Source organism: Haliea sp. E1-2-M8, from assembly GCF_030649675.1.
In the GTDB taxonomy this organism is placed as follows: Bacteria; Pseudomonadota; Gammaproteobacteria; order Pseudomonadales; family Halieaceae; genus Haliea.
Genome location: NZ_JAUTDR010000033.1, coordinates 1 through 22,676, shown reverse-complemented (window position 1 = coordinate 22,676; position 22,676 = coordinate 1). Strand labels below are relative to the sequence as shown.

At 64.5% G+C, this 22,676-nt stretch carries 20 protein-coding genes; 10 read left to right on the top strand and 10 right to left on the bottom strand.

What is annotated here, in order from left to right; genetic code table 11:
- Positions 1–9: 9 nt before the first annotated feature.
- Positions 10–1,746 (bottom strand): protein-disulfide reductase DsbD, encoded by a 1,737-nt coding sequence (locus Q6D67_RS19435; protein WP_304707336.1) that lies wholly within the window; start codon positions 1,744–1,746, stop codon positions 10–12.
- A 167-nt stretch (positions 1,747–1,913) separates the two neighbouring features.
- Between Q6D67_RS19435 and Q6D67_RS19430 the strand changes: the two genes are divergently transcribed.
- Positions 1,914–2,381 (top strand): copper chaperone PCu(A)C, encoded by a 468-nt coding sequence (locus tag Q6D67_RS19430; protein WP_304707335.1) that lies wholly within the window; start codon positions 1,914–1,916, stop codon positions 2,379–2,381.
- Positions 2,382–2,420: 39 nt separating this feature from the next.
- On the top strand, positions 2,421–3,458 hold the full coding sequence (locus Q6D67_RS19425; RefSeq protein WP_304707334.1) for a DUF2333 family protein: 1,038 nt from the start codon (positions 2,421–2,423) through the stop codon (positions 3,456–3,458).
- A 19-nt stretch (positions 3,459–3,477) separates the two neighbouring features.
- Here Q6D67_RS19425 and Q6D67_RS19420 read toward each other — a convergent pair whose 3' ends face one another.
- The gene (locus Q6D67_RS19420; RefSeq protein ID WP_304707333.1) at positions 3,478–3,822 is read right to left on the bottom strand and encodes a pentapeptide repeat-containing protein; all 345 of its coding nucleotides are present in this window, start codon (positions 3,820–3,822) and stop codon (positions 3,478–3,480) included.
- A gap of 74 nt (positions 3,823–3,896) precedes the next feature.
- Between Q6D67_RS19420 and Q6D67_RS19415 the strand changes: the two genes are divergently transcribed.
- Positions 3,897–6,293 carry a DNA polymerase II gene (locus Q6D67_RS19415; RefSeq protein ID WP_304707332.1) on the top strand — a complete coding sequence of 799 codons (2,397 nt, stop codon included), beginning with the start codon at positions 3,897–3,899 and terminating at the stop codon, positions 6,291–6,293.
- Here Q6D67_RS19415 and Q6D67_RS19410 read toward each other — a convergent pair.
- Complete coding sequence (locus Q6D67_RS19410) at positions 6,290–7,291, bottom strand: adenosine kinase (RefSeq protein ID WP_304707331.1); 1,002 nt, start codon at positions 7,289–7,291, stop codon at positions 6,290–6,292. The genes Q6D67_RS19415 and Q6D67_RS19410 overlap by 4 nt on opposite strands.
- An 85-nt stretch (positions 7,292–7,376) precedes the next feature.
- Between Q6D67_RS19410 and mrcB the strand changes: the two genes are divergently transcribed.
- Together mrcB and Q6D67_RS19400 are read left to right on the top strand one after the other, a co-directional pair.
- Positions 7,377–9,638, top strand: a complete 2,262-nt coding sequence (gene mrcB, locus Q6D67_RS19405) for a penicillin-binding protein 1B (protein WP_304707330.1) — start codon at positions 7,377–7,379, stop codon at positions 9,636–9,638.
- Entirely contained in the window at positions 9,638–10,105 is a 468-nt protein-coding gene (locus Q6D67_RS19400) for a tetratricopeptide repeat protein (protein WP_304707329.1), read from the top strand. The genes mrcB and Q6D67_RS19400 overlap by 1 nt, the downstream gene beginning before the upstream one ends.
- A 4-nt stretch (positions 10,106–10,109) precedes the next feature.
- Here the strand turns inward: Q6D67_RS19400 and Q6D67_RS19395 are convergent, their stop codons facing one another.
- Positions 10,110–11,588, bottom strand: coding sequence for an ATP-binding cassette domain-containing protein (locus Q6D67_RS19395; protein WP_304707328.1), 1,479 nt, complete (start codon positions 11,586–11,588; stop codon positions 10,110–10,112).
- Between the two features lie 44 nt (positions 11,589–11,632).
- Between Q6D67_RS19395 and Q6D67_RS19390 the strand changes: the two genes are divergently transcribed.
- On the top strand, positions 11,633–12,250 hold the full coding sequence (locus Q6D67_RS19390; protein ID WP_304707327.1) for a CoA pyrophosphatase: 618 nt from the start codon (positions 11,633–11,635) through the stop codon (positions 12,248–12,250).
- Positions 12,251–12,262: 12 nt separating this feature from the next.
- On the opposite strand, the gene Q6D67_RS19385 is transcribed toward Q6D67_RS19390, so the two are convergent.
- The 4 genes from Q6D67_RS19385 to Q6D67_RS19370 form a co-directional block, all read right to left on the bottom strand.
- On the bottom strand, positions 12,263–12,904 hold the full coding sequence (locus Q6D67_RS19385; RefSeq protein ID WP_304707326.1) for a delta-aminolevulinic acid dehydratase: 642 nt from the start codon (positions 12,902–12,904) through the stop codon (positions 12,263–12,265).
- A gap of 4 nt (positions 12,905–12,908) precedes the next feature.
- On the bottom strand, positions 12,909–13,913 hold the full coding sequence (hemB, locus tag Q6D67_RS19380) for a porphobilinogen synthase (RefSeq protein WP_304707325.1): 1,005 nt from the start codon (positions 13,911–13,913) through the stop codon (positions 12,909–12,911).
- A gap of 15 nt (positions 13,914–13,928) precedes the next feature.
- On the bottom strand, positions 13,929–15,209 hold the full coding sequence (hemL, locus tag Q6D67_RS19375) for a glutamate-1-semialdehyde 2,1-aminomutase (RefSeq protein WP_304707324.1): 1,281 nt from the start codon (positions 15,207–15,209) through the stop codon (positions 13,929–13,931).
- Positions 15,210–15,309: 100 nt separating this feature from the next.
- A complete protein-coding gene (locus Q6D67_RS19370; RefSeq protein WP_304707323.1) occupies positions 15,310–15,729 on the bottom strand; it encodes a CopD family protein in 420 nt (139 codons plus the stop codon).
- Between the two features lie 140 nt (positions 15,730–15,869).
- On the opposite strand from Q6D67_RS19370, the gene argC reads away from it, so the two are divergent.
- The 3 genes from argC (at position 15,870) to erpA (ending at position 18,213) form a co-directional block, all read left to right on the top strand.
- Positions 15,870–16,901 (top strand): N-acetyl-gamma-glutamyl-phosphate reductase, encoded by a 1,032-nt coding sequence (argC, locus tag Q6D67_RS19365; RefSeq protein WP_304707322.1) that lies wholly within the window; start codon positions 15,870–15,872, stop codon positions 16,899–16,901.
- Positions 16,902–16,908: 7 nt separating this feature from the next.
- Entirely contained in the window at positions 16,909–17,655 is a 747-nt protein-coding gene (locus tag Q6D67_RS19360; protein ID WP_304707321.1) for a DUF6776 family protein, read from the top strand.
- A gap of 204 nt (positions 17,656–17,859) precedes the next feature.
- Positions 17,860–18,213, top strand: a complete 354-nt coding sequence (gene erpA, locus Q6D67_RS19355; RefSeq protein ID WP_304707320.1) for an iron-sulfur cluster insertion protein ErpA — start codon at positions 17,860–17,862, stop codon at positions 18,211–18,213.
- A gap of 10 nt (positions 18,214–18,223) precedes the next feature.
- Here the strand turns inward: erpA and Q6D67_RS19350 are convergent, their stop codons facing one another.
- Both Q6D67_RS19350 and Q6D67_RS19345 read right to left on the bottom strand, forming a co-directional pair.
- The gene (locus Q6D67_RS19350) at positions 18,224–19,351 is read right to left on the bottom strand and encodes an anhydro-N-acetylmuramic acid kinase (RefSeq protein ID WP_304707319.1); all 1,128 of its coding nucleotides are present in this window, start codon (positions 19,349–19,351) and stop codon (positions 18,224–18,226) included.
- A 1-nt stretch (position 19,352) separates the two neighbouring features.
- Positions 19,353–20,732, bottom strand: coding sequence for a peptidoglycan DD-metalloendopeptidase family protein (locus tag Q6D67_RS19345; RefSeq protein ID WP_304707318.1), 1,380 nt, complete (start codon positions 20,730–20,732; stop codon positions 19,353–19,355).
- A gap of 195 nt (positions 20,733–20,927) precedes the next feature.
- Between Q6D67_RS19345 and tyrS the strand changes: the two genes are divergently transcribed.
- A complete protein-coding gene (gene tyrS / locus Q6D67_RS19340) occupies positions 20,928–22,223 on the top strand; it encodes a tyrosine--tRNA ligase (RefSeq protein WP_304707317.1) in 1,296 nt (431 codons plus the stop codon).
- Positions 22,224–22,676: the final 453 nt, after the last annotated feature.

The window sequence follows — 22,676 nt, the reverse complement described above, 5'->3', positions numbered from 1 at the left end:
GGAAAAACGTCAAAAGTTGGCGGCAACCTCGCCGGACACAGGCGCTACGCTGTCCAGGGCTCGGAGCACGGTGCCCTTGGTCAGGATCTGGGGCAGGATCAGCGGCTCTGCCGTCGGGTCTGCCGGATACAGCACGTACAGGGGTATACCCGTACGGCGGTGTTCGCGCAGAAAGTCGGAGATCGCGGCATCGTGGTTGGTCCAGTCGGCAACCAGGTAGGCTATGTCGCGCTCGGCAAAGGCGGCGCGAATATCAGCGGTGTGCAGTACGGCCCGCTCGTTGGCAATACAGGTGATACACCAGTCCGCGGTTACATCGACGAAAACCGCCTGGCCGTCCCGGCGCAGATCCGCAACCGTGGCGGTGGACCAGGCCAGTTCGCCATTCGCCTCCCGGGTGCCGCCGGCTTCAAACGGCGATCGCCACAGCCCCAGCATGACCGCCAGCACCAGGCAGGACACCGCCAGCCCCCGGCGCCACAGGGCGTCGTGCCACAGCCACAGCCCCAGTGCCAGCAACAGGCCGCCGGTCAGCGCTGCGGCCATGGTATCGACACCGGTCTGGCGCCCGGCCACCCACAGCAGCCAGATTGCAGTGCCGTAGAGGGGAAACGCCAGCAGCTGTTTCAGGGTCTCCATCCAGGGGCCAGGGCGGGGCAGCCAGTTGCGTGCCCGGGCACTGTAGCCCAGCAGCAACAGTGGTGCGGCCATGCCGGCACCCAGGGCAAAGAAAACTGCCAGCGCCACTGCGGCCGGCTGGGTGATGGCGAAGCCCAGCGCCGTGCCCATGAAGGGTGCGGTGCAGGGGCTGGCCACTACCACCGCGAGCACCCCGGTAAAGAAGCTGCCGCTGTTGCCCTGGCGGCTGGCAAGGCCGCTGCCGGTGTTCATCAGGCCGCCGCCCAGTTGCAACATCCCGGACAGGGACAGGCCCATGATCAGGAACAGATAGGCCAGGGCGATGACGAACCCCGGCGACTGCAGCTGGAAGCCCCAGCCAATGGCCTGCCCGGCGCGCTGCAGCAGGATCAGCACCGTGGCCACCGCCAGAAAGCTCAGTACCACACCCGCTGAGTACAGCCAGCTGTGGCGCAGGCGCTCATGGCTGGCACTGCCGGCGAAGCCCAGCACTTTCAGGGAGAGAATCGGGAACACACAGGGCATCAGGTTGAGAATGGTGCCACCGAGGAAAGCCAGCAGCATCATGTAGGGCAGGCTGCCCAGGGCGGCACTGGCGGATTCCGCAGCGGCGGGGGCCTGCCGTGTGGGCAGCGGCACTGCGCTGACACTGCCGTTGGCAAAATCGATATCGAACATTTCGGTACGCGGCGGATAGCAGAGCCCGGCGTCGGCGCAGCCCTGGGACTTGACCGTCAGCCTGGCGTACTCGGGCGCGTCGCTTACCTGCAAGCGGACATCGGCATCCAGATAATACACCTGCACGTCGCCAAAGAATTCGTCGTGGCGCTCCAGCGCCTCGGGCAGCTGGGCTGTCAGGGGAATGGTATTGCCGGCACTCTCCAGGGAAAACTCGAAGGCATGCTGGTAGAGATAGTAGGTATCGGCGATACGCCAATAGAGCCGCAGGTCGCCGGAGGGTTGAGCTTCCACCTCCAGCTGGTACGCTTCTTCTACCGGCAGGAACTCCGGCTGGCTGAAAGTGATAGCGCCCGGGTCGCCGGTGGGCAACTGGGCCAGGCTGAGGCTGCTGCAGAGCCAAAGCAGGCTGGCGAGTAGAAAACGCATTGAGGTTCCTTTTGCTGGGGGTCCGGCCGCTGCGGGCACTATTGTAGCAGTGCTGTGACGGCAGCCCAATTCGTGGTGAGCCCGGGGTCGGCGCTGGTGGTATAGTGTGACGCCTGCGGAGCCCGATAGTTTCCAGAGGCCTGATTGTTGAGCAAGGAGAGTTGCAAATGAAAGTTCTGCAAGCGGTGGCATTTACCCTGAGCTGTGGGCTGGCGCTGCCCCAGGCGGTGGCGGCACAGGGACAAGCTGTGCTGGAGGATGCCTGGGTGCGGGCCCTGCCGCCGACCCAGACCAACACGGCGGCCTATATGACAGTGCGCAACCCGGGGTCGGAGCCGCTGACAATCAGCGGTGGCAGCACCGCGCTGGCGGAGCGGGTTGAGCTCCATGACACGGCCGAGGTCGACGGTATGCTGCGCATGCGGCAACAGGAGTCGGTTACAGTGCCCGCGGGCGGGTCCGTGGACTTTGCCCCCGGGGGGCTGCACCTGATGCTGCTGGGTCTGGAGCGAATGCCCGCCGCCGGCGAGGTGCTGGAGCTGTGCCTGGATATCGACGGCGAGTCCGTGTGCACCGAGGCAGAAACCCGGCGCACCCCGGCCGGCTCCGGCCACGACCACCAACATCACCAGTAATTGACGCCGCTGGCCGACAGCCACGGGAGGAACGCCGAGATGACAGGATTCAGAGACAGGTGCGCGCGCTGGCGCGATGACTACCTGCCGCAGAAGGGCTGGGCCTACGGGCTGCTGGTGGTTCTGGGGCTATATCTGCTGTTGGCGGTGCTGGTCGGTATGTACTGGAGCTCCACGCCGGCCCCCTTCGATGTCAGCGAAAGAGCCAGGGCCTACGCGGCCGAAGACGGCGCCCGCATCGCCACCGGCTCGACCACCACCGCGGCCCTGATCGGCGCCATGGAAACCCTGCTGGAAAAGCGCGGCGGCTATCTGTCGAACGATGTCTTTCCCCCGGGCGTCTGGCTGGACAATGTGCCCAACTGGGAGTTCGGGGTGTTGATCCAGTCCCGGGATCTGGCGCGGGCGATGCGCGAAGTGTTCAGCCGCTCCCAGTCCCAGTCACGTGAAGATCCGGACCTGTCCCTGGCCGAACCCAAGTTCAATTTCAATTCCGACAGCTGGATCCTGCCGGCGACCGAGAGCCAGTACGGCGAGGGCGTCAAACTCCTGCGCAGCTATCTGCAGCGGCTGGAGGATGCCGATGAGAGCGATGCCCAGTTCTACGCGCGGGCAGACAATCTGCGCTACTGGTTGTCCACGGTGAGCTCCCGCCTGGGCAGCCTGTCCCAGCGGTTGAGCGCCAGTGTCGGCCAGCGCCGCCTGAATACCGACCTGGCCGGCGATGACAGTGCCAGCCAGTCCACCCCGGCGCCCGCTGAGTTGGAAGTGCGTACCCCCTGGATGGAAATCGACGACGTGTTCTTCGAGGCGCGCGGGACAGCCTGGGCACTCATTCACTTTCTCAAAGCGGTGGAAGTGGACTTTGCCGATGTGCTGGCCAATAAAAACGCCCGGGTGAGCCTGCAGCAAATCATCCGTGAACTGGAGGCGACCCAGCAGACAGTCTGGAGCCCCATGATCCTCAACGGCAGTGGCCTGGGTCTGCTGGCCAACCACTCGCTGGTGATGGCGTCCTACATCAGCCGGGCGAACTCGGCGATGATTGACCTGCGCGACCTGCTGTCGCAGGGTTGAGTTGGTGACATGAAACGGTTTACCTGCGGTCGTAGCGCAGGCGGGTGCCGGTATCCAGTGACAGCCGGATCTCGCTGGCGCTGATGGCCTCGGGGAAATAAGTGCCCGAGAGCTTGGCGTCGAGCAGGCTGGCGCCTTCCAGGTTGGTCTCGCGGAAGTCGATCCCGCTGAGATCGGCGTTGCGGAAGTAGGAATTGCTGAAGTCCAGGCCCCGGGCATTCATGTTGCGCAAATCCCGTCCGCGGTAATCACCGCTTTTCAGCTCACTACTGTCCAGTTTGTCACGCTGTTCGTTGAAGCCCTTGATATCCTCGTTGCGCAGCAGCTGATAGAGGGGATCCTGTTTGATAAAAGGCTTGCTCATGATGACCTTCCGGAAAAAATTGGGCACGGTAAATGATGTGGTTGCTGCCTATAGCTTAAGCCACCCGGTCGGCCGTGCCTAGCGCACCCGTGCGGAACCCGCCGTCCGGAGTGCAGCGGGAGGGCTTCCTGCTCACCCGGCAGTGGCGGGACACCGCCGCGGGCATCGAGCTGGAGCTGTGGTTTGCCACCGCCCAGGGCCCGCTGCAGGTGATCATCGGCGGTGAGCGCAGCGTATTCTTTCTCGCCGCGGACGAGGCGGAGCAGCAACGGGGGTTGCTGGCCCTGCATGCCGGGGTCGAAGTGGCGCCGGTAGCGCTGCGGAATTTCACCATGCAGCCGGTGGTGGCGGTGTACAGCCGCAGCTATCGCCAGGCCCGGCAGCTGGCGGACCAGTTGAGCGCAAGGGGCGCCGAGCCGCTGGAGGCGGATATCAACCCCGCGGATCGCTTCCTGATGGAGCGCTTTATCGCCGGTGGCGCCTGCATTGCAGGTGTCCCGGTCGTCAGCGGTAACTTCACCCGGATGAGTGATGCGGCGCTGCGCCCGGCAAGCTTGCGCCCAGCCCTGAAAATGGTGTCCTTTGACATCGAAACCGCAATGGAGGGGCTGCAGCTGTACTCGATTGCGGTTCACGCCACCGGGCCGGACGGCGACTACCGGCAGGTGTTCATGCTCGGTGAAAATGTGGCCGGCAGAGGTGTGGCCGGCGAGCACATGGTAGCGCTGCCCTCGCAGCAGGCTGTGCTGGAGGCCTTTCTGCAGTTTGTCGCCAGCCATGACCCGGATGTGCTGGTGGGCTGGAACGTGGTCAATTTCGACACCTGGTATCTGCAGCGGCTGGCGGACAGCCTGGGCGTCGCTCTGTGGCTGGGCCGCGCCCGCGCGCCCGTGCAGTGGCGGGAACTGGACGATGACGGTGAGCGGCGCACGGCGCGGGTACCCGGGCGCCTGCTGCTGGACGGTATAGAGCTGTTGCGGGCGGCGTTCTACCGGTTCGAGAGTTTTTCCCTGGAAGCTGTATCCCGGGAGTTGCTGGGCGAGGGCAAGTTGCTGCACGGCAGTGACCGCGGCGAGGAGATCGGCCGCCTGTTCCGGGAGGACAAGCCCCGGCTGGCGGCCTACAACCTGCGCGACTGTGAACTGGTGTCGAGGATCTTTGCCGAGACCCGGCTGCTGGATTTTGCCCTGGCCCGCAGTGTCATGACCGGGCTCAATCCGGACCGTCTGGGTGGTTCGGTGGCCTCCTTCGACAATCTCTACCTGCCGCGCCTGCACCGCGCTGGCTTCGTGGCGCCCAATGCCAGTGCCGATCACAGTGGCAGCCCCGGAGGCTTTGTGCTCGACTCGCAGCCGGGCCTCTATGACCACGTGCTGGTGCTGGATTTCAAGAGCCTCTATCCCAGCATCATCCGCACTTTCGCCATTGATCCGCTGGGGCTGGCTCTGGCCCTGCACGGCGACCTGGCCGAGGGCGCCACAGTGCCGGGTTTCGCCGGCGCCAGCTTCGCCCGCAGCGGCCACATCCTGCCGGCCCTGATTACCTCCCTCTGGCAGCAGCGCGACGTGGCGAAGGCAGCGGCGGATGCACCACTGTCCCAGGCGATCAAGATCATCATGAACTCCTTCTATGGCGTCCTTGGCAGCCCCGGCTGTCGATTTTTTGACGCCCGTCTGGCCAGCAGCATCACCCGACGGGGCCACGAGATCCTGTTGCGCACCCGCGAGCGCATAGAGGCCAGCGGCCACCGCGTCATCTATGGCGACACCGACTCAGTGTTTGTGTGGATTGCCGAGGCCGGCAGCGACGCCGAGGCGGAGCAGGCGGGCAGGATCCTGCAGGCGGAACTGAACAGCTGGTGGCAGGAACATCTGCAGCGGGAGTTCGGGTTGGTCAGCGCGCTGGAACTGGAATTTGAAACCCACTACCGCCGCTTCCTGATGCCCACCATCCGCGGTTCCGAGAAGGGCAGCAAAAAGCGTTACGCGGGCCTTGTTGGCAGCGGCGAGGCGCAGCGGTTGGTGTTCAAGGGTCTGGAGAGCGTGCGCAGCGACTGGACCCGGCTGGCGCGGGACTTTCAGGAAGAATTGTACCGGCGGATATTCCTTGATGAGCCCTGGGACGATTACGTGCGCCAGGTAACCATCGGTCTGCTGGCGGGCCGCCACGATTCAGGTCTGGTGTACCGCAAGCGCCTGCGCCGGCGCCTGGACGACTACCAGCGCAATGTGCCGCCCCACGTGCAGGCGGCCCGCCGCTACCCCGAGCAGGGGTTGCCGCTGCCGCGTCGCGGTGACTGGGTGGAGTACGTGATCACTGCCGTCGGGGCCGAACCCGCCGTGGCGCCGCGCGCCCCGCTGGATTATGAACACTATGTTGAACGGCAGCTGGAGCCCGTGGCGGACGGTATTCTCGGGCTGCTGGGAACCTCCTTCAGCGCCGTGACCGGCCGCCAGATCGACCTGTTCTAGTCGCCGAAAAACTCCGCCCGCAGTGCGGGGTAGTCCGCCGCGGGCAGGCGCGGGCCGAAATTGGCCACCACGCGCCCGGCCGCGAGGCTGGCAAAGCGGCCGGCGGCGGCATAGTTCTCACCGCGACCGAGGGCGTAGAGGAAGGCGCCGGCAAACATGTCACCGGCACCGTTGCTGTCCACGGCCTGTACCCGGTGCGGCGGGATGTCTTCGCGCCGCTCACCGTCCCAGGTGATCGCCCCTTCAGCGCCACAGGTGATGACAAAGCTGCGGGCGACCGGTTTCAGCCGCTCCATGGCGACATCGAGACGGTCCGTACGGCCCCAGCACAGGGCCTCGTCGCGGTTGCAGAACACCAGGTCCAGTTGCCCACCGATAATCGCCTGCAGGCCCTCGCGAAAGAACTCGACCATGCCCGGATCCGAGAAGCTGAGCGAGGTCTTTACCCCGGCGGCCTCCGCCAGCTCGCGGGCGCGAATGGCTGCGGCCCGGCCGCTGTCCGAGGTGACCAGATAGCCCTCGATGTACAGGTACTCGGAGGCAGCCAGCGCGGCCGGGTCCAGCTGGTCGATGGACAGGGTTTCGCTGATACCGAGGAAGGTGTTCATGCTGCGCTCGGCATCCGGGGAAATCAGCACCAGGCATTTGCCAGTGGTACCCGCCGGACGGTCCCGGGCCATGCTGTGGTCCACGCCGGCGGTCTCCAGGTCGCGCACATAAATGGCGCCGTCGTCGTCGTTCGCGACCTTGCAGGTCATGAAAGTGGGCGCGCCGAACTGGGCGGCGGCGATCATCGAGTTGCCGGCACTGCCGCCGCTGGCGTGGCTGGCCTTCACCAGGTGGCCCTGCAACTGCGCCAGCAGTGTCGCCTGGCGGGGCTCATCCACCAGGGTCATCAGCCCCCGGTCCACGCCCATGGCGCTGAGTTCGTCGTCCTGGACCTGGATTTCGGTATCGACCAGGGCAGCGCCCATGCCGTAAATAGCGTATTTTTTCATTCTCTGTTCGTACTCCCTTAGTCAGCGCGCTATTATCCGTCACCCCCGACCCATTGCAACCGGCTGTGCTGTAAACTCCGAGATCATGGCCAGAACCCGTCGACCTTTTCTGAAGCTGTTCCTTGCCCTCGCGGTTGCGGGGGTGCTGTTCATGGTGTATCTCGACGTCCGCATTACCGCGACCTTTACCGACAAGATGTGGGAAATACCGGCCAAGGTGTACGCTCGCCCGCTGGAGCTGTTTCCGGGTGCAACCCTGTCGGCAGACGACCTGGCCTGGGAACTCGAGATTCTCGGTTATCGCAAGGTCACCGCTGCGCGCCGCCCGGGCGAGGTGGCGCGTGCGGGCAACCGTTTCGAGCTGTATACCCGGGGCTTCGACTTTCCCGGTGAGCGCGAACCGCCCCGGCAGGTGCGCCTGGCGGTGGCGGACAAGCGTTTGCAGTCCCTGTCGGGCAGCGGCGGCGCCATCGACCTGATGCGCCTGGACCCGGTGCAGATCGGTGGCATCTATCCCCAGCACGGCGAAGACCGGATTCTGGTGCGGCTGGAGGACGTGCCGGAGAGCCTGCTGGCGACCCTGCTCGCGGTGGAGGATCAGCGGTTCTACCAGCACTGGGGTTTCTCGCTCACCGGTATCCTGCGTGCGGCGATCAGCAATGTGCGTTCCGGCCAGGTGGTGGCTGGAGGCAGCACCATCACCCAGCAGCTGGTGAAGAACTACTACCTTACGCCCGAACGCACCATTGTCCGCAAGGTGACTGAGCTGCTGATGGCAGTGCTGCTGGAGCTGCACTTCAGCAAGGAGCAGATTCTCGAGAGCTATATCAACGAGGTCTACCTGGGCCAGGAGGGGCCGCGGGCCATTCACGGCTTCGCCCTGGCTGCGCGCCACTATTTCGACCGGCCGCTGGAACAGCTGGGGCTGCACCAGCAGGCGCTGCTGGTGGGCATGGTCAAGGGTCCGTCCCTGTACAACCCCCTGCGCAACCCCGAACGGGCCCGCGAGCGCCGCAATTTGGTGCTGGATGTGATGGTGGAGCAGGGGCTTGTGTCTGCCGGGCAGGCCGCCATCGCCAGGGGCATGCCGCTGGACCTCAACAACCGCGAGGGCATCCGCGACAGCTTTCCCGCCTTCCTCGACCTGGTGCGACGCCAGCTGCGCCTGGAGTACCGTAACGAAGACCTGACAACCCGGGGCCTCAGTATTTTTACCAGCTTCGATCCGCTGATCCAGCGCCAGATAGAGCAGAGCAGTACCGCCATCCTGAAGCAGCTGGACGCTTCTGGTGAGCTGGAGACGGCCTCGGTGGTCACCCGCTTTGACAGTGGCGAGGTGGTTGCCCTGGTGGGTGGGCGTCAGGTTCGCTATGCGGGTTTCAACCGCGCCCTGGATGCCAGGCGTCCGGCCGGCTCCCTGCTCAAGCCCGCGGTGTACCTGGCGGCCCTGGAGCAGCCGCGGCGCTATACCCTGGCCACGCCGCTCTCGGACACGCCGCTGCAGGTGCCGGGCTCCAATGATGAGGTCTGGGAGCCGCGCAACTTTGACCGCCAGGCCCATGGCGAGGTGCTGTTGCACAGTGCCCTTGCCAGTTCCTACAACCTTGCCACCGCCCGGCTCGGGCTGGCGATCGGGATCGACAAGGTAGTGGCTATGCTGCGCCGTCTCGGTATCGAGGGTTCCATCCCCCAGGTACCGGCACTGACCCTGGGCGCAGGGGAGTATTCCCCGATGGACATGGCGGCGATGTACCAGAGTATCGCCGCCGGCGGCTTCCGCATGCCCCTGCGCAGCATTCGCGATATTGTCGACGCCGACGGCACGCCCCTGCGGCGCTACCCGTTGGAGTACGACCGCACGGTGAGCCTGCAGGCGGTACACCTGCTGCATTATGCTCTGCTCGAGGTGCTGCGCGAGGGTACCGGACGCGGCGCCTATGCCTATCTGGACAACAGCTTCCAGGCGGCCGGCAAGACCGGCACTACCAACGATGGTCGCGATTCCTGGTTTGCCGGATTCTCCGGTGACCTGCTGGCGGTGACCTGGATCGGTCGCGACGACAACAGCGGCACCGGCCTCACCGGCAGTACCGGCGCGCTCAAGGTCTGGGCCCACTTCATGGCCAACGCCAGCCAGCGCTCACTCGCCTACCGGATGCCGGAAGATATGCAGCCGCACTGGATCGACAGCAGTACCGGTTACCTCACCGGCGAGGGCTGCCCGGGAGCCCGGCTGATGCCGTTCGTCACCGGCTCCGAGCCGCGCCAACGCAGTAATTGCACCGGCAGGGAGAAGTCGGGCACTATTCGCGACTGGTTCCAGTCGCTGTTCAGGGGTGACAATTGATGCAGATAAATCTCCTCCTCAAGCGCGGTTTCGTGCTGGGGCTGGCCCTGGTGCTGACGGGCTGCGCAATCTACAGCATGCCCGGCAGCGAGCGTGCTCCGATTGAGACCCGGCCCGCCCCGGGAGAAACCGTGCCCGACACCCCGGAACCGGTGGCGACCCCGGTACCGGAACCTTACCCTCCCGCGCCGCAGCCGGCCGCGACGGATCCCGGCGTTACCTCTGCCGCCGCCAGCCTGCTGGAAAAGGCCAGCGCCGCGTCAGCACAGGGTGACTATGAGCAGGCGCTCGCACTGCTGGAACGGGCCCAGCGGATTGATCCCAACAGCGCGGAAATCTACCTGCAACTGGCGCGCGTCTACGCCGCCCAGGGCCAGGTCGAAAAGGCGCGTGACACGGCCTCCCGCGGTACCCTGTACTGCCGCGACGAGCGGGAGTGCAATGCCCTGCGCGCGCTGGCGCGCTAGTGCCTTAGAGATTTTCGCAAACCACCTGGAAGCCATCGCTGTCCGGTTCAAAGCGCAGTTGCTGGTTGATGCAGGCGGGGTTGTCGCCGGCGGAGTGGCTGACAAAAATCACTTGCGTATCGCTGTTGGCAGCGATGTGATCCACCGCCTTCAGCAGCAGCCTGCGATGGGCGCCGTCCAGGCCCAGGGTGGGTTCGTCCAGCAGCAGAATGAGCGGCGACTTCACCATGGCCCGGGCCAGCAATACCATGCGCTGCAGGCCGAAGGACAGGGTGTCAAAACTGTCCCGGACGTGGGCCCCGAGCCCCAGTGCCGCCAGCCATTGCTCCGCGCTGCGGCGCTGGACATCGCCCCAGTCGTCGAACAGGCCAACGCTGTCAAAGAAGCCGGATACCACTACCTCCACCACTTTCATGTTGCGGGCGAAGTTGAGCTGTAGCTGGGTATCCAGCTGGCCGTACTTCTGTTTGATTTCCCAGATACTCTCGCCGCTGCCGCGTTTGCGCCCGAACAGGGTAATGTCCTGGCCGTAGGCCTTGTGGTTGTCGCCGGTGATCAGGCTCAGCAGGGTGGTCTTGCCGCAGCCATTGGGGCCGGACACGCAGCAGTGCTGGCCGCGCTCCAGGCGCCAGTCCAGGCCGCGCAGGACCTGTAGCTCGCCGTAGGCCACGCTGACATTGCGCAGGTCCAGCAGCGGCCCCTCGGGGACGCTGTAGCTGCGAAGCGTCGGCGCTGGCAAGGCGCCCAGCGGTGGCAGGGTTGGCCGCATCAGGGCCTGCACCTCCTCGCGCGCGAGTACCGCTTCGCGCTCGCCGCTGCACAGGACCCGACCCTCATCAAGCACCAGCAGGTGGCTGATACCTGCTGGCACATCCTCCAACTGCCGGCACAACAGCAGCAGGCTGCGCTCGCCCGCCAGCAGTTCGTCGATGGCCACCTGCATCGCCTGCTGGCTGGCCCGGTCCAGGCCGTCCAGCGGGCTGTCCAGGATCAACAGTGCAGGCTGGCTGAGCAGTGCCCGCACCAGCAGGGTCTTGCGCATTTCCCCGGTGGAAATGAAGCGCAGGCCCCGGTCGAGGATGTGCCCCAGGCGCAGGCGGCTTACCCAGGCGTGGAAACGCTGGTCCGGCTCGCGCCCGCCGAGAATGGCGTCGCGCACGCGGGTGCCGGGGTCGGCGGCATCCGCCCGGTATTCCGAATCATCGAGCTTGCGATCGCGGGCACAGAGGGCCTGGGCCTGTTCAAAGCAGACATAGGCCACGCCATCCTGCTCCAGCGCAGGAGCGCTCAGATAGTCACCGGAAAAGTGGTTGGCCTGGTGGCTGAGTACCCGCGCCAGGCTGGTCTTGCCGGCGCCGTTGGGCCCGACACAGGCCCAGTGCTGGCCGGCGCGCAGCTCCCAATCCAGCTGCCGCAGGGCAGGCCTGGAGCGGTACACGAGGTTGACGGCCTGCAGGCTGAGCATGGTCTGGTCGTTGGTCATGGTTAAATCCTATAATCGTGGCTCACCCCGTAAGGACAGCCTTGGTGCCAATATCCCTGCTGCAAATGCTAGAGACCCGCCTGGCGACTCACCGCCCAGCCAGGCCCTGGCTGCGGCCGCTGATGAAGCGCTCGGCGGTGGCGCTGATTCTGCAGGTACGGGAGGGCGAGCTGCATATTCTAATGATCAAGCGCGCAGAAAGGGAGGGTGATCCCTGGTCTGGACACATGGCTTTTCCGGGCGGGCGCATGGATCCCGGCGATGCCCACGGCTACGCGGTTGCCCTGCGCGAGACCCGGGAAGAGGTGGGGCTGGACCTGGAGCGCCAGGCTCACTGCATCGGGCGCCTGTCCGACATCAATGCCAGGCCCCATCGCGGCACCTTTGGCATGGCGGTCAGCCCCTTTGTGTTCCGCATGGACCGCGCGCCCGTTTTCCGCATCAACCACGAGGTGGCGGAAGTCGTCTGGGTGCCCCTCGAGTTCCTGTTGAACAACGCCAACCGCGAAACCATGCGCTGGCGGCGCAACCGCCTGACCCTGAAGATGCCCTGTTACCTGTACGGCCGCTACCGCATCTGGGGCCTGTCGCTGGCGATGCTGGATGAACTCATGGATCTGGTCGAGGACACCGATCAGCGCCGCCGTAGCTGGCGCCGCTGAGACGCTGCCGAGCTAGCGAATCTGGCGCAGAAACTCCCTGGTATCCAGCATCAACTCGCGCAGGGCCGGGTCCTCACGGCTCGCTTCCAGCAGCGCCTCGCTGTCCACCTCGCCGCGGATATAGGCCGCCAGCAGTTCCAGCAGAACCGGGGTCATTTTCGGCGCTCGCTCCCAGCGCGGGGCATCGACCAGGTTGCCGGTGACCCGGTCTTCCTGGATCTCAAGCCAGTAGCCGCCACAGCTGGACAGGCGGTAGTCGTCGATGCGCCCATAGCTGAGATTGGGCGTATCGGGGTTGAAGCCCCCCGGCACCTCTTCGGTAATCCGGTATAGGGCCAGGACCCAGCGCGTGCCGACCGGAAATTCTTTCGCTTCCGGCCGGCAGTAATCCCGCGCCTTCAGCCAGAGCCGAACTTCCTCCTTGAACTCCCGTCCGCGCAGAATCCGGTCCACCGTGACATCAAGGGAATTGCCCTTGCCGCCCAGGACGGTGACTGCAGCTACCAGGTCGACCTGCGCCTGGACCTCGGCGAAACTGCCCTGCCACAGGCAGCTGCACTCCTCTTCTGGGGCAGCCTGGGCCAGTGCAGCCAGCAGACCCAGTGCGGTACAGGCGAACTTGCCCAGGGTGCGCTGCCAGCTAAGCACCGGCACGCCCCTACTGCAGTGCCCGCGCTGCCTGCAGCGCAAAATAGGTGAGAATGCCGTCGCAGCCGGCGCGCTTGAAGGCCAGCAGCGATTCCAGCATTACCGGCTCCCGGGTGAGCCAGCCCTGTTCGAAGGCGGCCATGTGCATGGCGTACTCACCGCTGACCTGGTAGGCAAAGGTGGGCGTTTTCAGCTCGTCCTTCACCCGTCTGACGATATCCAGGTAGGGCATACCCGGTTTGACCATGATCATGTCGGCGCCCTCGGCCAGGTCCAGCGCACACTCGTGCAGCGCTTCGTCACTGTTGGCCGGGTCCATCTGGTAGCTGTACTTGTTGCCGCCCTTGATGTTGCCGGCGGAACCCACCGCATCGCGGAACGGCCCATAGTAGCTGGAGGCGTACTTGGCGGCGTAGGCCATGATCAGCGTGTTGTGGTGGCTGTGCTGTTCCAGCACCGTGCGGATGGCGCCGATACGGCCGTCCATCATGTCCGAGGGCGCGACCACGTCCGCCCCGGCATCTGCGTGCGAAAGGGCCTGCTGCACCAGGGCGTCGCTGGTGATGTCGTTCAGCACGTAGCCGCTGTCGTCTATGATGCCGTCCTGGCCGTGGGTGGTGTAGGGGTCCAGGGCGACATCGGTGATCACGCCCAGGTCCGGCAGGGCGTCCTTCAGCGACTTCACTGCCCGCTGCACCAGGCCGTCCGGGTTCCATGCCTCCTCGGCGCCCGGGCTTTTCCTGCCGGCGGCGACCACCGGGAACAGGGCCAGCGCCGGCACACCCAGGTCCAGCGCTTCCCGGGCCTGGGTCACCAGCAGGTCGATGCTGAGCCGCTCGATGCCGGGCATGGAAGCGATGGCTTCGCGCTGGTTGCTGCCCTCCAGCACGAACACCGGAAAGATGAAGTCCGCGGGGGTCAGGGTGCTCTCCCTGACCAGGCGCCGGGAAAACTCCTGCGCCCGCAGGCGTCGCATGCGTGTCTGGGGGAAGGGGCCGCGCTGGCTCTGGAACATGGTATCGGTCTCCGGTCAGAGGCTGGCGAAAGCCGCGCGGGCGGCATCCACGGTGGCAGCGATATCGGCGTCGGTGTGAGCCGCGGACATGAACCCGGCCTCGTAGGAGGCGGGTGCCAGGTAGACACCGGCGTCCAGCATGGCATGGAAAAAGCGGTTGAATGCGGGCGTGTCGCAGGCCATGACCTGGCTGTAATTGGTGACCGTCGCCGCGTCGGTGAAGAAGCCGCCGAACATGGTGCCGGCGTGGTTGGTGGTGAACGGCACACCGGCCGCGGCCGCCGCCTGCTCCAGCCCCTCGCAAAGCTGGCTGGTGCGGCTGAAGACCGGCTCGTAGAAGCCCGGCGCGGAGATGACTTCCATGGTGGCGAGGCCCGCGGCCATCGCGATCGGGTTGCCGGACAGGGTGCCGGCCTGGTACACCGGCCCCAGGGGCGCGATCTGTTCCATGAACTCGCGTTTACCGCCGAAGGCGCCGACCGGCATGCCGCCGCCGATGACCTTGCCCAGGCAGGTCAGGTCGGCCTCGATCCCGTAGTAACCCTGGGCACCCTGCAGGCCGAAGCGGAAGCCGGTCATCACCTCGTCCAGGATCAGCACGGCGCCATGCTTGCTGCACAGTTCGCGCATGGTCTCCAGAAAGCCCGGCTGCGGCGGAATGCAGTTCATGTTCCCGGCGACCGGTTCAACAATGACGCAGGCGATGGAGTCGCCATGCTCGGCGAAGGCGCGGTGCAGGTCCTCACTGTCGTTGTAGGTGAGGGTCATGGTGTGGTCAGCGAGCGCGGCGGGGACACCGGGTGAGCTGGGGACACCCAGGGTCAGGGCGCCGGAGCCGGCTTTCACCAGCAGGGAGTCGGAGTGGCCGTGGTAGCAGCCCTCGAACTTGACGATGGTGTCGCGGCCGGTGCAGCCGCGGGCCAGGCGGATGGCGCTCATGGTGGCCTCGGTGCCGGAGTTCACCATGCGCACCAGGTCCATGCCCGGCATGATCTCGCAGATCCGGTCCGCCAGCTGGATTTCCAGCTCGGTAGGCGCGCCGAAGCTCAGCCCTTTCTCGCTCTGGCGAATGACGGCCTCGCGGACGTGGGGGTGGTTGTGCCCCATCAGCATCGGGCCCCAGGACAGCACGTAGTCAAGGTAGCGCTTGCCCTCGCAGTCATGAAAATAGGCGCCGTCGGCGCGCTCGATAAAGACCGGCGTGCCGCCCACCGCCTTGAAGGCGCGTACCGGGGAGTTCACTCCGCCGGGGATGTGCTGGCGGGCGCGCTCGAACAACTGCTGGGATGTGCTCATGTGATCCTTTCCTGAGGTAGTGCGGGTGCCGCCGCGGGCAAGCGTTGCCGCGACCGATTATTGCGTGCGGGTCAGTATAGCCAGAGTTGCCCCGCCTGCGTCAAAAGGGCCTGACCACCGCCAGGATGACGATGGCAAACAGGAACAGTACCGGTATTTCATTGAAAAACCTGTAGAAAACGTGACCGTGGCGGTTGCTGTCCGCATTTGCCTCGCGCACATAACGGCCGCACTGGAGGTGGTAGCCTACCAGAAACGCCACTCCGGCGATTTTCACCCAAAGCCAGGTTGCGGTCAGGTAATAGTCCGGGTTGGTAGTGATCAGGGCAATGCCAAAGGCGATGGTCAGCAGCATGAACGGAGTGACAAACCGGTACAGCTTGCGCGCCATGACCGCGAGCTGGGCGCGGGTCGCCGCGTCCTCGCTGGCAGCGAAGTACACCAGTATCCGTGGCAGGTAGAATAATCCAGCAAACCAGCAGACCATGAAAATGAGGTGAAAAGCCTTGAGCCACAGCATGGGAGCGATCCGGCGCCTTGTACGCTAATGTTTGATCCCGAATATTAACAGTTATCCGCGGCGGGTTTGCTTTTATACTAGGACGTTTCTTTATCGCCAGGGAGCGCGTGGACTCCCCGGCGCTGCAGCAGGGAGTGAGCATGATCAGGGCAGGTATTGTCGGAGGCACCGGGTACACCGGGGTCGAGTTATTGCGTCTGCTGGCGCTGCACCGGGACGTGGAGGTGGTGGCTATCACCTCCCGCGCCGAGGCGGGGCGCCGGGTGGATGACCTGTACCCCAACCTGCGAGGCCACTTTGACCTCGTTTTTGCCGAACCCGATGTGGCGCTGCTGGCTGCCTGCGATGTGGTGTTTTTCGCCACCCCGCACAATGTTGCCATGCAACTGGTGCCGGAGCTGCTGGCCGCCGGTAGCCGGGTCATTGACCTCTCTGCGGATTACCGGATTCGCGACGCGGCCCTCTGGTCCCAGTGGTACGGGGAGCCCCATGCCAGTCCCGAGTTGCTGCCGGAGGCCGTGTACGGCCTGCCGGAAGTCAACCGCGACCGGATCAGGGGCGCCAGGCTGGTTGCCTGCCCGGGCTGTTATCCCACGGCGATCCAGCTGGGCTGGATACCGTTGTTGGCCAAGGGTCTGGTCGATCCGGCCACGCTGATTGCCAGTGCCGCCTCCGGAGCCAGCGGCGCCGGGCGCCAGGCGAAGATCGACAATCTCCTGAGCGAGGTTGCGGGCAGTTTCAAGGCCTATGGGGTTGGTGGACACCGCCACCTGCCGGAGATAGAGCAGGGTCTGGCGGACGTCTCAGGCTCGCCGGTGGCAGTTACTTTTGTGCCCCATCTGCTGCCCATCGTGCGGGGCATTCACGCGACCCTGTTCGCCCGCTTGCGGAGCCCGGCGGGGGATTTACAGGCGCTCTACGAGGACTACTATGCCGCTGAACCCTTTGTCGATGTGCTGCCTCGCGGGATGTTCCCCCAGACCCGCACGGTCAAGGGCGCCAACCGCTGCCAGCTGTCGATCATGGTGCCGCAGGATCGCGACACTGTGGTGGTTATGTCCACCATCGACAACCTGGTGAAAGGTGCCTCGGGTCAGGCGCTACAAAACATGAACATCATGTTCGGCCTGCCGGAACAGGCGGGCCTGGAACTGGTGGGCCTGCTCCCTTGAGGTTCCCGTGAGCAGCGATCGCTATCGCACGGTGGTCCGCCGCTATCGCGTCCGTCACCAGCAAATAGTGGTGCTGGTGTTGGCCCTGTCCGCGGCGCTGATACTGGGCGTGGGTTTTATATTGGGTCGGCAGGCCGCGTTCAGCGGGATCAGTATTGACCCCCAGCGCTACCGGGAACAGGGTGCGGCCCTGCAGGCGGCGCGGGCGGAAGAAGACAACCTTGGCCGCCAACTGGGGGTGCTGGTGGCCCGGCACGAAGTGGATCGCGCCGCGCTGGAGCTGGTGCGGCAGGAGCTGGCGGGGCAAAAGGAACAGATAGCGGGCCTGGAGGAGGGGATCCGGTTTTATCGCAGCCTGATGGCGCCGGGGGAGATCGCCCAGGGGTTCAGCCTGCGCGAGATTGAGTTGGTGGCCCGGGAAGAGCCCCGCCGCTATGGCTTCCGTATTGTCGCGCAGCAGGAGGCACGCAAGCACAGGCCGCTGCAGGGTGAGCTTTACGCAGAGGTTAGCGGACAGCAGGCGGGAGCGCCGCGCAGTTATCCTCTTGCGGAGTTGAGTGCGGATCTTGAGAGCACTATCCTGCCTCTGCGATTTCGCTATTTTCAGTCGATAGAGGGCGACCTGGTGTTACCGGAGGGCTTTGAACCCCGGGCGGTCAGTGTCGTGGCAACCCTGTCCGCGCCCAGCAAGGCCGAGGCGCGGGAGCAGTACCCCTGGCGGGTGCAGGAGAAATTTACTCATGCCGGGAAGTAAGCGCGGCGCTGCAACGGTCCGGTGACGCCACCATCAATGGGCGCGCCGGCTGAGGACCCAGCTAAGGCGCCCCCAGCCAGGCGCCCCCAGCTAGGCGCCCCCAGCTAGGCGCTCCCAGCTAAAGTTGACTAGAATACTCGGACTTACCATAATGCTCGCCCAATGCAGTCAAGGCGGGGGGCATCGGTACCCCGGAGAACAATCATGTCCGTAGCTGAATCATTCAATCCCGGCGGCATCAACCTCACTGCCCGGGCGGTGAACAAGGTGCGTGAGCTGGTCGAGGAGGAAGAGAATCCGGGCCTGAAGCTGCGCGTCTATATCACCGGGGGCGGCTGCTCCGGCTTCCAGTACGGTTTTTCTTTCGAAGACACCGCGGCGGAGGATGACACAATTATCGAGCGCGACGGCATTGCCGTGCTCGTGGATCCGATGAGCTTCCAGTACCTGGTGGGTTCCGAAGTTGACTACACCGAGGGTCTGGAAGGGTCACGCTTTGTCATCAACAACCCCAATGCGGCGACCACCTGCGGCTGCGGCGCTTCGTTTTCTATCTGAAAACGGCCGCTCAGACCCCACCCGCGGGATAGATACCACCCAGCACCCTGGCTCCGCTAGCACCGGTCACGGCGGCGGCATTGCCCGCAAGGCCGCTCAGGGTGCGCCACGCCAGCCAGGCAAAAGCTGCAGCTTCAACCCACTCGGGGTCCATGCCCAGCGTTGCGGTGGTGTCCAGGCGCCGCGGCGCCAGCAGGCGGTAGAGGCGCCGCATCAGGTCCGTGTTGCGGGCGCCTCCACCACAAACATAGACTTCATCAACCCCCTCTGCTGCGCCCGTAATTGCGCTGGCGATACTGTCGGCAGTGATCTCGGCCAGGGTGGCCTGTACGTCCCGCGGGTCCAGCGCGGGCAGCGTGTGCAGGCAGGAGTCCAGCCAGGCCAGGTTGAAAGCCTCCTTGCCGGTACTGCGGGGTCCGCGGCGAGCGAGGTAGGGGTGGCTGCGCAGTTGCTCCAGCAAGGCGGCACTCACCTGGCCTTCGGCCGCCCACTCCCCGTCGCGGTCGTAGGGCAGGCTCCGGTGGCGCCGGGTCCAGTGATCCAGCAGTGTATTCCCCGGACCTGTGTCAAAGCCGCTGACCAGATGGGTTCCGCGGAGCAGGGTGATGTTGGCGATGCCGCCGATGTTGACGATCGCGCGACTGCGACCCTCACTGGCAAACGCCGCAGCGTGGAAACCCGGCGCCAGGGGCGCGCCCTCACCGCCGGCGGCGATGTCGCGGCGACGAAAGTCGGCCACGGTGGTGATGCCGGTCAGCTCGGCTATGGTATTGGGGTCGCCGATCTGCAGGGTGAAGGCAGGCGTGTTGCCGGCCGATGGTGGGCGGTGGCGGATGGTTTGGCCATGGCTGCCAACAGCGGCTATATCGTCGGCGCCATGGCGGGTGCTCGCCAGCAATGCCAGTACCGCGTCGGCGAACAGGACGCCCAGCTGACGATCCAGCCGCCCAAGGCGTTCAATTTCGTCGGCTCCCGGGTGGCTGATGGCAGCGATGTCGCGCCGGAGTTCAGGCGCGATGGGATGTTCCAGGGTCGCCAGCAGTTCACAGCCCTGATCGGTACAGCGAATCAGGGCAGCATCGATGGCATCGATGCTGGTGCCAGACATGAGGCCGATGTACAGCTCACGGGCAGCCACTTCAGGGCGCCGGCGCAGTTTCTCCGGTTTCGCTGCTGCTCAGGGCCAGCCTGGTGTCCGACTGCAGGCCAGCAAGCTGCCGGGAGGTATTGGCGGTGGCAGCCTTGAAGGCGGGAATTTCTGCCGCCGCGAGCATTTTTGCCTTGGGCAGTTCCTGATGCACTTTGCGCGGGTCGCGGTGTTGGCCATCGATCAGGAATTCGTAGTGCAGGTGGGGGCCGGTTGCTGCGCCGGTGGAGCCCACGGTGCCGATAACCTGGCCCTGGGCTACGCGCTGTCCTTCCTTTGCCCTGCGTTGATGCAGGTGCAGGTAACGGGTGATGTAGCGGTCACCGTGTTGTACAAACAGGTAGTTGCCGTTGGCCCGGGTATAGCCAGCCTTGATGACCCGACCATCGCCGGAGGCATAGACCGGAGTGCCGGTGGGGGCCGCATAATCGGTGCCCCGGTGTGGCCGGGTGGTTTTGTAGATCGGGTGCAAACGGCGCGGATTGTAGTTGGAACTGATACGGGTGAAATCGACCGGCGCCAGCAGGAAGGCCTTGCGCATGCTTTCGCCCTCCTCATTGTAATAGACCACGTCGCCATCCTTGTCTTCGTAGCGGAAGGCATTGAAAGTCTTGCCCCGGTTGGTAAAGGAGGCGGCGAGGATGGTGCCGTCGCGGTACTTTTCACCCTCGAGGTACAGTTCCTCGTAGATCACGTGGAACGTGTCACCCTTGCGCGGGTCCTGCACGAAGTCTATGACGCCGCCGAAAATATTGGCCAGGTCGAGAATCAGGGGGGTGGACAGCCCGGCGTCCTTGCCTGCCATGAACAGGGAGGAGGTTATCTCGGCGCTGACCCAGGATTCATGCAGCTCGGTCTGGCGGAATACCCGCTCTGTCTCAAAGCCGGAATCCGTGCGCCGGTAGGTAACGGACTCCAGCGGCGAGATGACGTGCCGCACAGCCTGCAGGGCGCCGTCAGCCGCTGTCTCGAAGGCGATGGTCTGGCCCGGATAGATACGCGACAGGGCCTTGCCTTCCGGCGCTTCGTTGACTACCTGGTAGACATCGGTGTTGCTGAACCCGGCGCGCTTGAAGATCAGCGACAGGTTGTCGCCGCGACGAACAGTCTGTTCATCCCAGGCGGACGCGGCCACGGTTTCCTGCTCCACTACCGGTGCTGGGGCCGTCGTCAACGCCGTGGCTTGCCGCGGGTTCACCTCGATGGGCTGGAGGATGTCGCTGTCCAGCTGGAGCCCCAGGTTTGGCGTGTCCTCGCGGTTGGCGTTAACCTCGCCAGAGGGCGTGAGAACGGTGGCTGCGGCTACCAGCGCCGACAGTAATCCGACAGCCAGCAAGTGTTTCCGGTGCAGCCGCCGCGTGCCTGCTGGCATGACTGTCGCTCCCCGATAATTTCCCGAATTGCGCATAATCGTTGTTAGCTGTGCTTTGTAGGCCTTTGAGTATATAAAAGATTTCGGCATTCTGACAGGGCCTGAGGGAACATAAGATTTGCTTTTCCCCAGCCTTATTGTATGGTTTGCGCCCCCCAAAAGGCCGTCTTGGCCGCCAAATCCGGGAGTCGCCCGATGAGTAGTGCCCTGCTGACCGACCTCCAAGCCCGAGGCCTGATCTTTCAGGTAGCGGGAGAAGATCAGCTGCCAGCCTGGCTGGATGGCGGTTCACGCACGCTGTACTGCGGCTTTGACCCCACTGCCGACAGCCTGCACATCGGATCCCTGGTGCCTCTGCTGATGCTGCGCCGGTTCCAGTTGGCGGGCCACCGGCCGTTGGCCCTGGTGGGTGGCGCGACTGGTCTGATCGGCGACCCGTCCTTCAAGGCCCAGGAGCGTCAGCTCAATACGCCGGAGGTGATCGCGAGCTGGGTCGAGAAAATCCGCCAGCAGGTGTCCCGTTTCATCGAGTTCGACGCTGGCCCTGCCTCCGCCGAGGTGGTCAACAATCTGGACTGGACTCAGGGTATGGATGTGCTGACCTTCCTGCGGGATGTGGGCAAGCACTTCTCGGTCAATGCCATGATCCAGAAGGAGTCCGTCAAGCAGCGCATTGAGCGAGAAGGTAGCGGCATCAGTTTTACTGAATTCACCTATATGATCCTGCAGTCTTTCGATTTCGCTGAACTCAGCCACCGTTATGATTGCAGTCTGCAGCTTGGCGGGTCTGACCAGTGGGGCAATATCACCGGTGGCATCGACCTGACGCGGCGCATGTACGGCAAGCAGGTGTTCGGTTTGACCATGCCGCTGATAACGAAGGCGGACGGCACCAAGTTTGGCAAGACCGAATCCGGCACTGTCTGGCTGGACCCGGCGCGTACCTCCCCCTATGCCTTTTACCAGTTCTGGCTGAATACGGCCGACGTGGATGCCTATCGCTTCCTGAAATACTTCACCTTCCTGCCGGTGGCTACTATCGACGCGCTGCAGCGAGCGGACGAGGAGCGGCAAGGCCGCCCGGAGGCGCAGGCGGTGCTGGCGCGAGAGGTGACTCTGCTGGTGCATGGGGACTCTGGCCTCGCTGCGGCCCAGCGCATTACCGACGCCCTGTTTAGTGGCGATCTCGCGCAGCTATCGGAAAATGACCTGGAACAGTTGCGTCAGGACGGCCTGCCCGCCAGTGCGCTGACTACCGGGACGCTGCCCGCCACCCTGACCCATTTGCTTGCAGATGCGGGCATGGCGGCTTCCGGCAAGCAGGTGAAGGATGCCCTTGGCCGGCAGGCTGTGTTTTTCAACGGTCGCGCCCTGGGTTGGGAAGATAACGAGCGGGTGGGCGATTGCCTCAATCGGAATCTTGCGCTTTACGGCCGTTTTTTTCTCGCCCGGCTGGGCAAGAAGAAATACCACCTGTTCGAACTCGTGTGAAGTTGGGTTCGGGCAGCGCAAAAACTGGCAAAATCGGCCTGTCTGAACTATTTTTTGCGAATAGTGTTGCGCAGCCCTGATCCGCTGCGTATAGTTCGCCTCCCTTCGCAGTGGCAGCGACGCCAAGCCCGCGAAGAGGGTCTCTATCCCTTTTACTTTCAAGTGCTTGGGTTGAGAAACTGAAGTGAGTTACCGGCAGCAGCTGCCAGCAAGATATTGCAAATAGCTGTTGCCAAGCAGTCACTCATCGGTATAATACGCGTCCCCGTTAGAGGCTACAGTCTCTGGCGGAAACCACGGCCCTGGCGGTCCTGGGTTATTTAACAAGGAAACGAAGACAGATGTGTGGGCACTTGTTGGGATAGTTGTACGACTATTCAGACACAACAAGTGACTCATCGATTCATTATTGGATTATATGATTAACGAGTGTGTCTGAGCCGAGATTTGGGT

Coding starts and splice junctions, on each gene's coding strand:
- Q6D67_RS19435 (WP_304707336.1), bottom strand. CDS start 1,746: ATGCGTTTTCTACTCGCCAGCCTGCTTTGGCTCTGCAGCAGCCTCAGC.
- Q6D67_RS19430 (WP_304707335.1), top strand. CDS start 1,914: ATGAAAGTTCTGCAAGCGGTGGCATTTACCCTGAGCTGTGGGCTGGCG.
- Q6D67_RS19425 (WP_304707334.1), top strand. CDS start 2,421: ATGACAGGATTCAGAGACAGGTGCGCGCGCTGGCGCGATGACTACCTG.
- Q6D67_RS19420 (WP_304707333.1), bottom strand. CDS start 3,822: ATGAGCAAGCCTTTTATCAAACAGGATCCCCTCTATCAGCTGCTGCGC.
- Q6D67_RS19410 (WP_304707331.1), bottom strand. CDS start 7,291: ATGAAAAAATACGCTATTTACGGCATGGGCGCTGCCCTGGTCGATACC.
- mrcB (WP_304707330.1), top strand. CDS start 7,377: ATGGCCAGAACCCGTCGACCTTTTCTGAAGCTGTTCCTTGCCCTCGCG.
- Q6D67_RS19400 (WP_304707329.1), top strand. CDS start 9,638: ATGCAGATAAATCTCCTCCTCAAGCGCGGTTTCGTGCTGGGGCTGGCC.
- Q6D67_RS19395 (WP_304707328.1), bottom strand. CDS start 11,588: ATGACCAACGACCAGACCATGCTCAGCCTGCAGGCCGTCAACCTCGTG.
- hemB (WP_304707325.1), bottom strand. CDS start 13,913: ATGTTCCAGAGCCAGCGCGGCCCCTTCCCCCAGACACGCATGCGACGC.
- hemL (WP_304707324.1), bottom strand. CDS start 15,209: ATGAGCACATCCCAGCAGTTGTTCGAGCGCGCCCGCCAGCACATCCCC.
- Q6D67_RS19370 (WP_304707323.1), bottom strand. CDS start 15,729: ATGCTGTGGCTCAAGGCTTTTCACCTCATTTTCATGGTCTGCTGGTTT.
- argC (WP_304707322.1), top strand. CDS start 15,870: ATGATCAGGGCAGGTATTGTCGGAGGCACCGGGTACACCGGGGTCGAG.
- erpA (WP_304707320.1), top strand. CDS start 17,860: ATGTCCGTAGCTGAATCATTCAATCCCGGCGGCATCAACCTCACTGCC.
- Q6D67_RS19345 (WP_304707318.1), bottom strand. CDS start 20,732: ATGCCAGCAGGCACGCGGCGGCTGCACCGGAAACACTTGCTGGCTGTC.
- tyrS (WP_304707317.1), top strand. CDS start 20,928: ATGAGTAGTGCCCTGCTGACCGACCTCCAAGCCCGAGGCCTGATCTTT.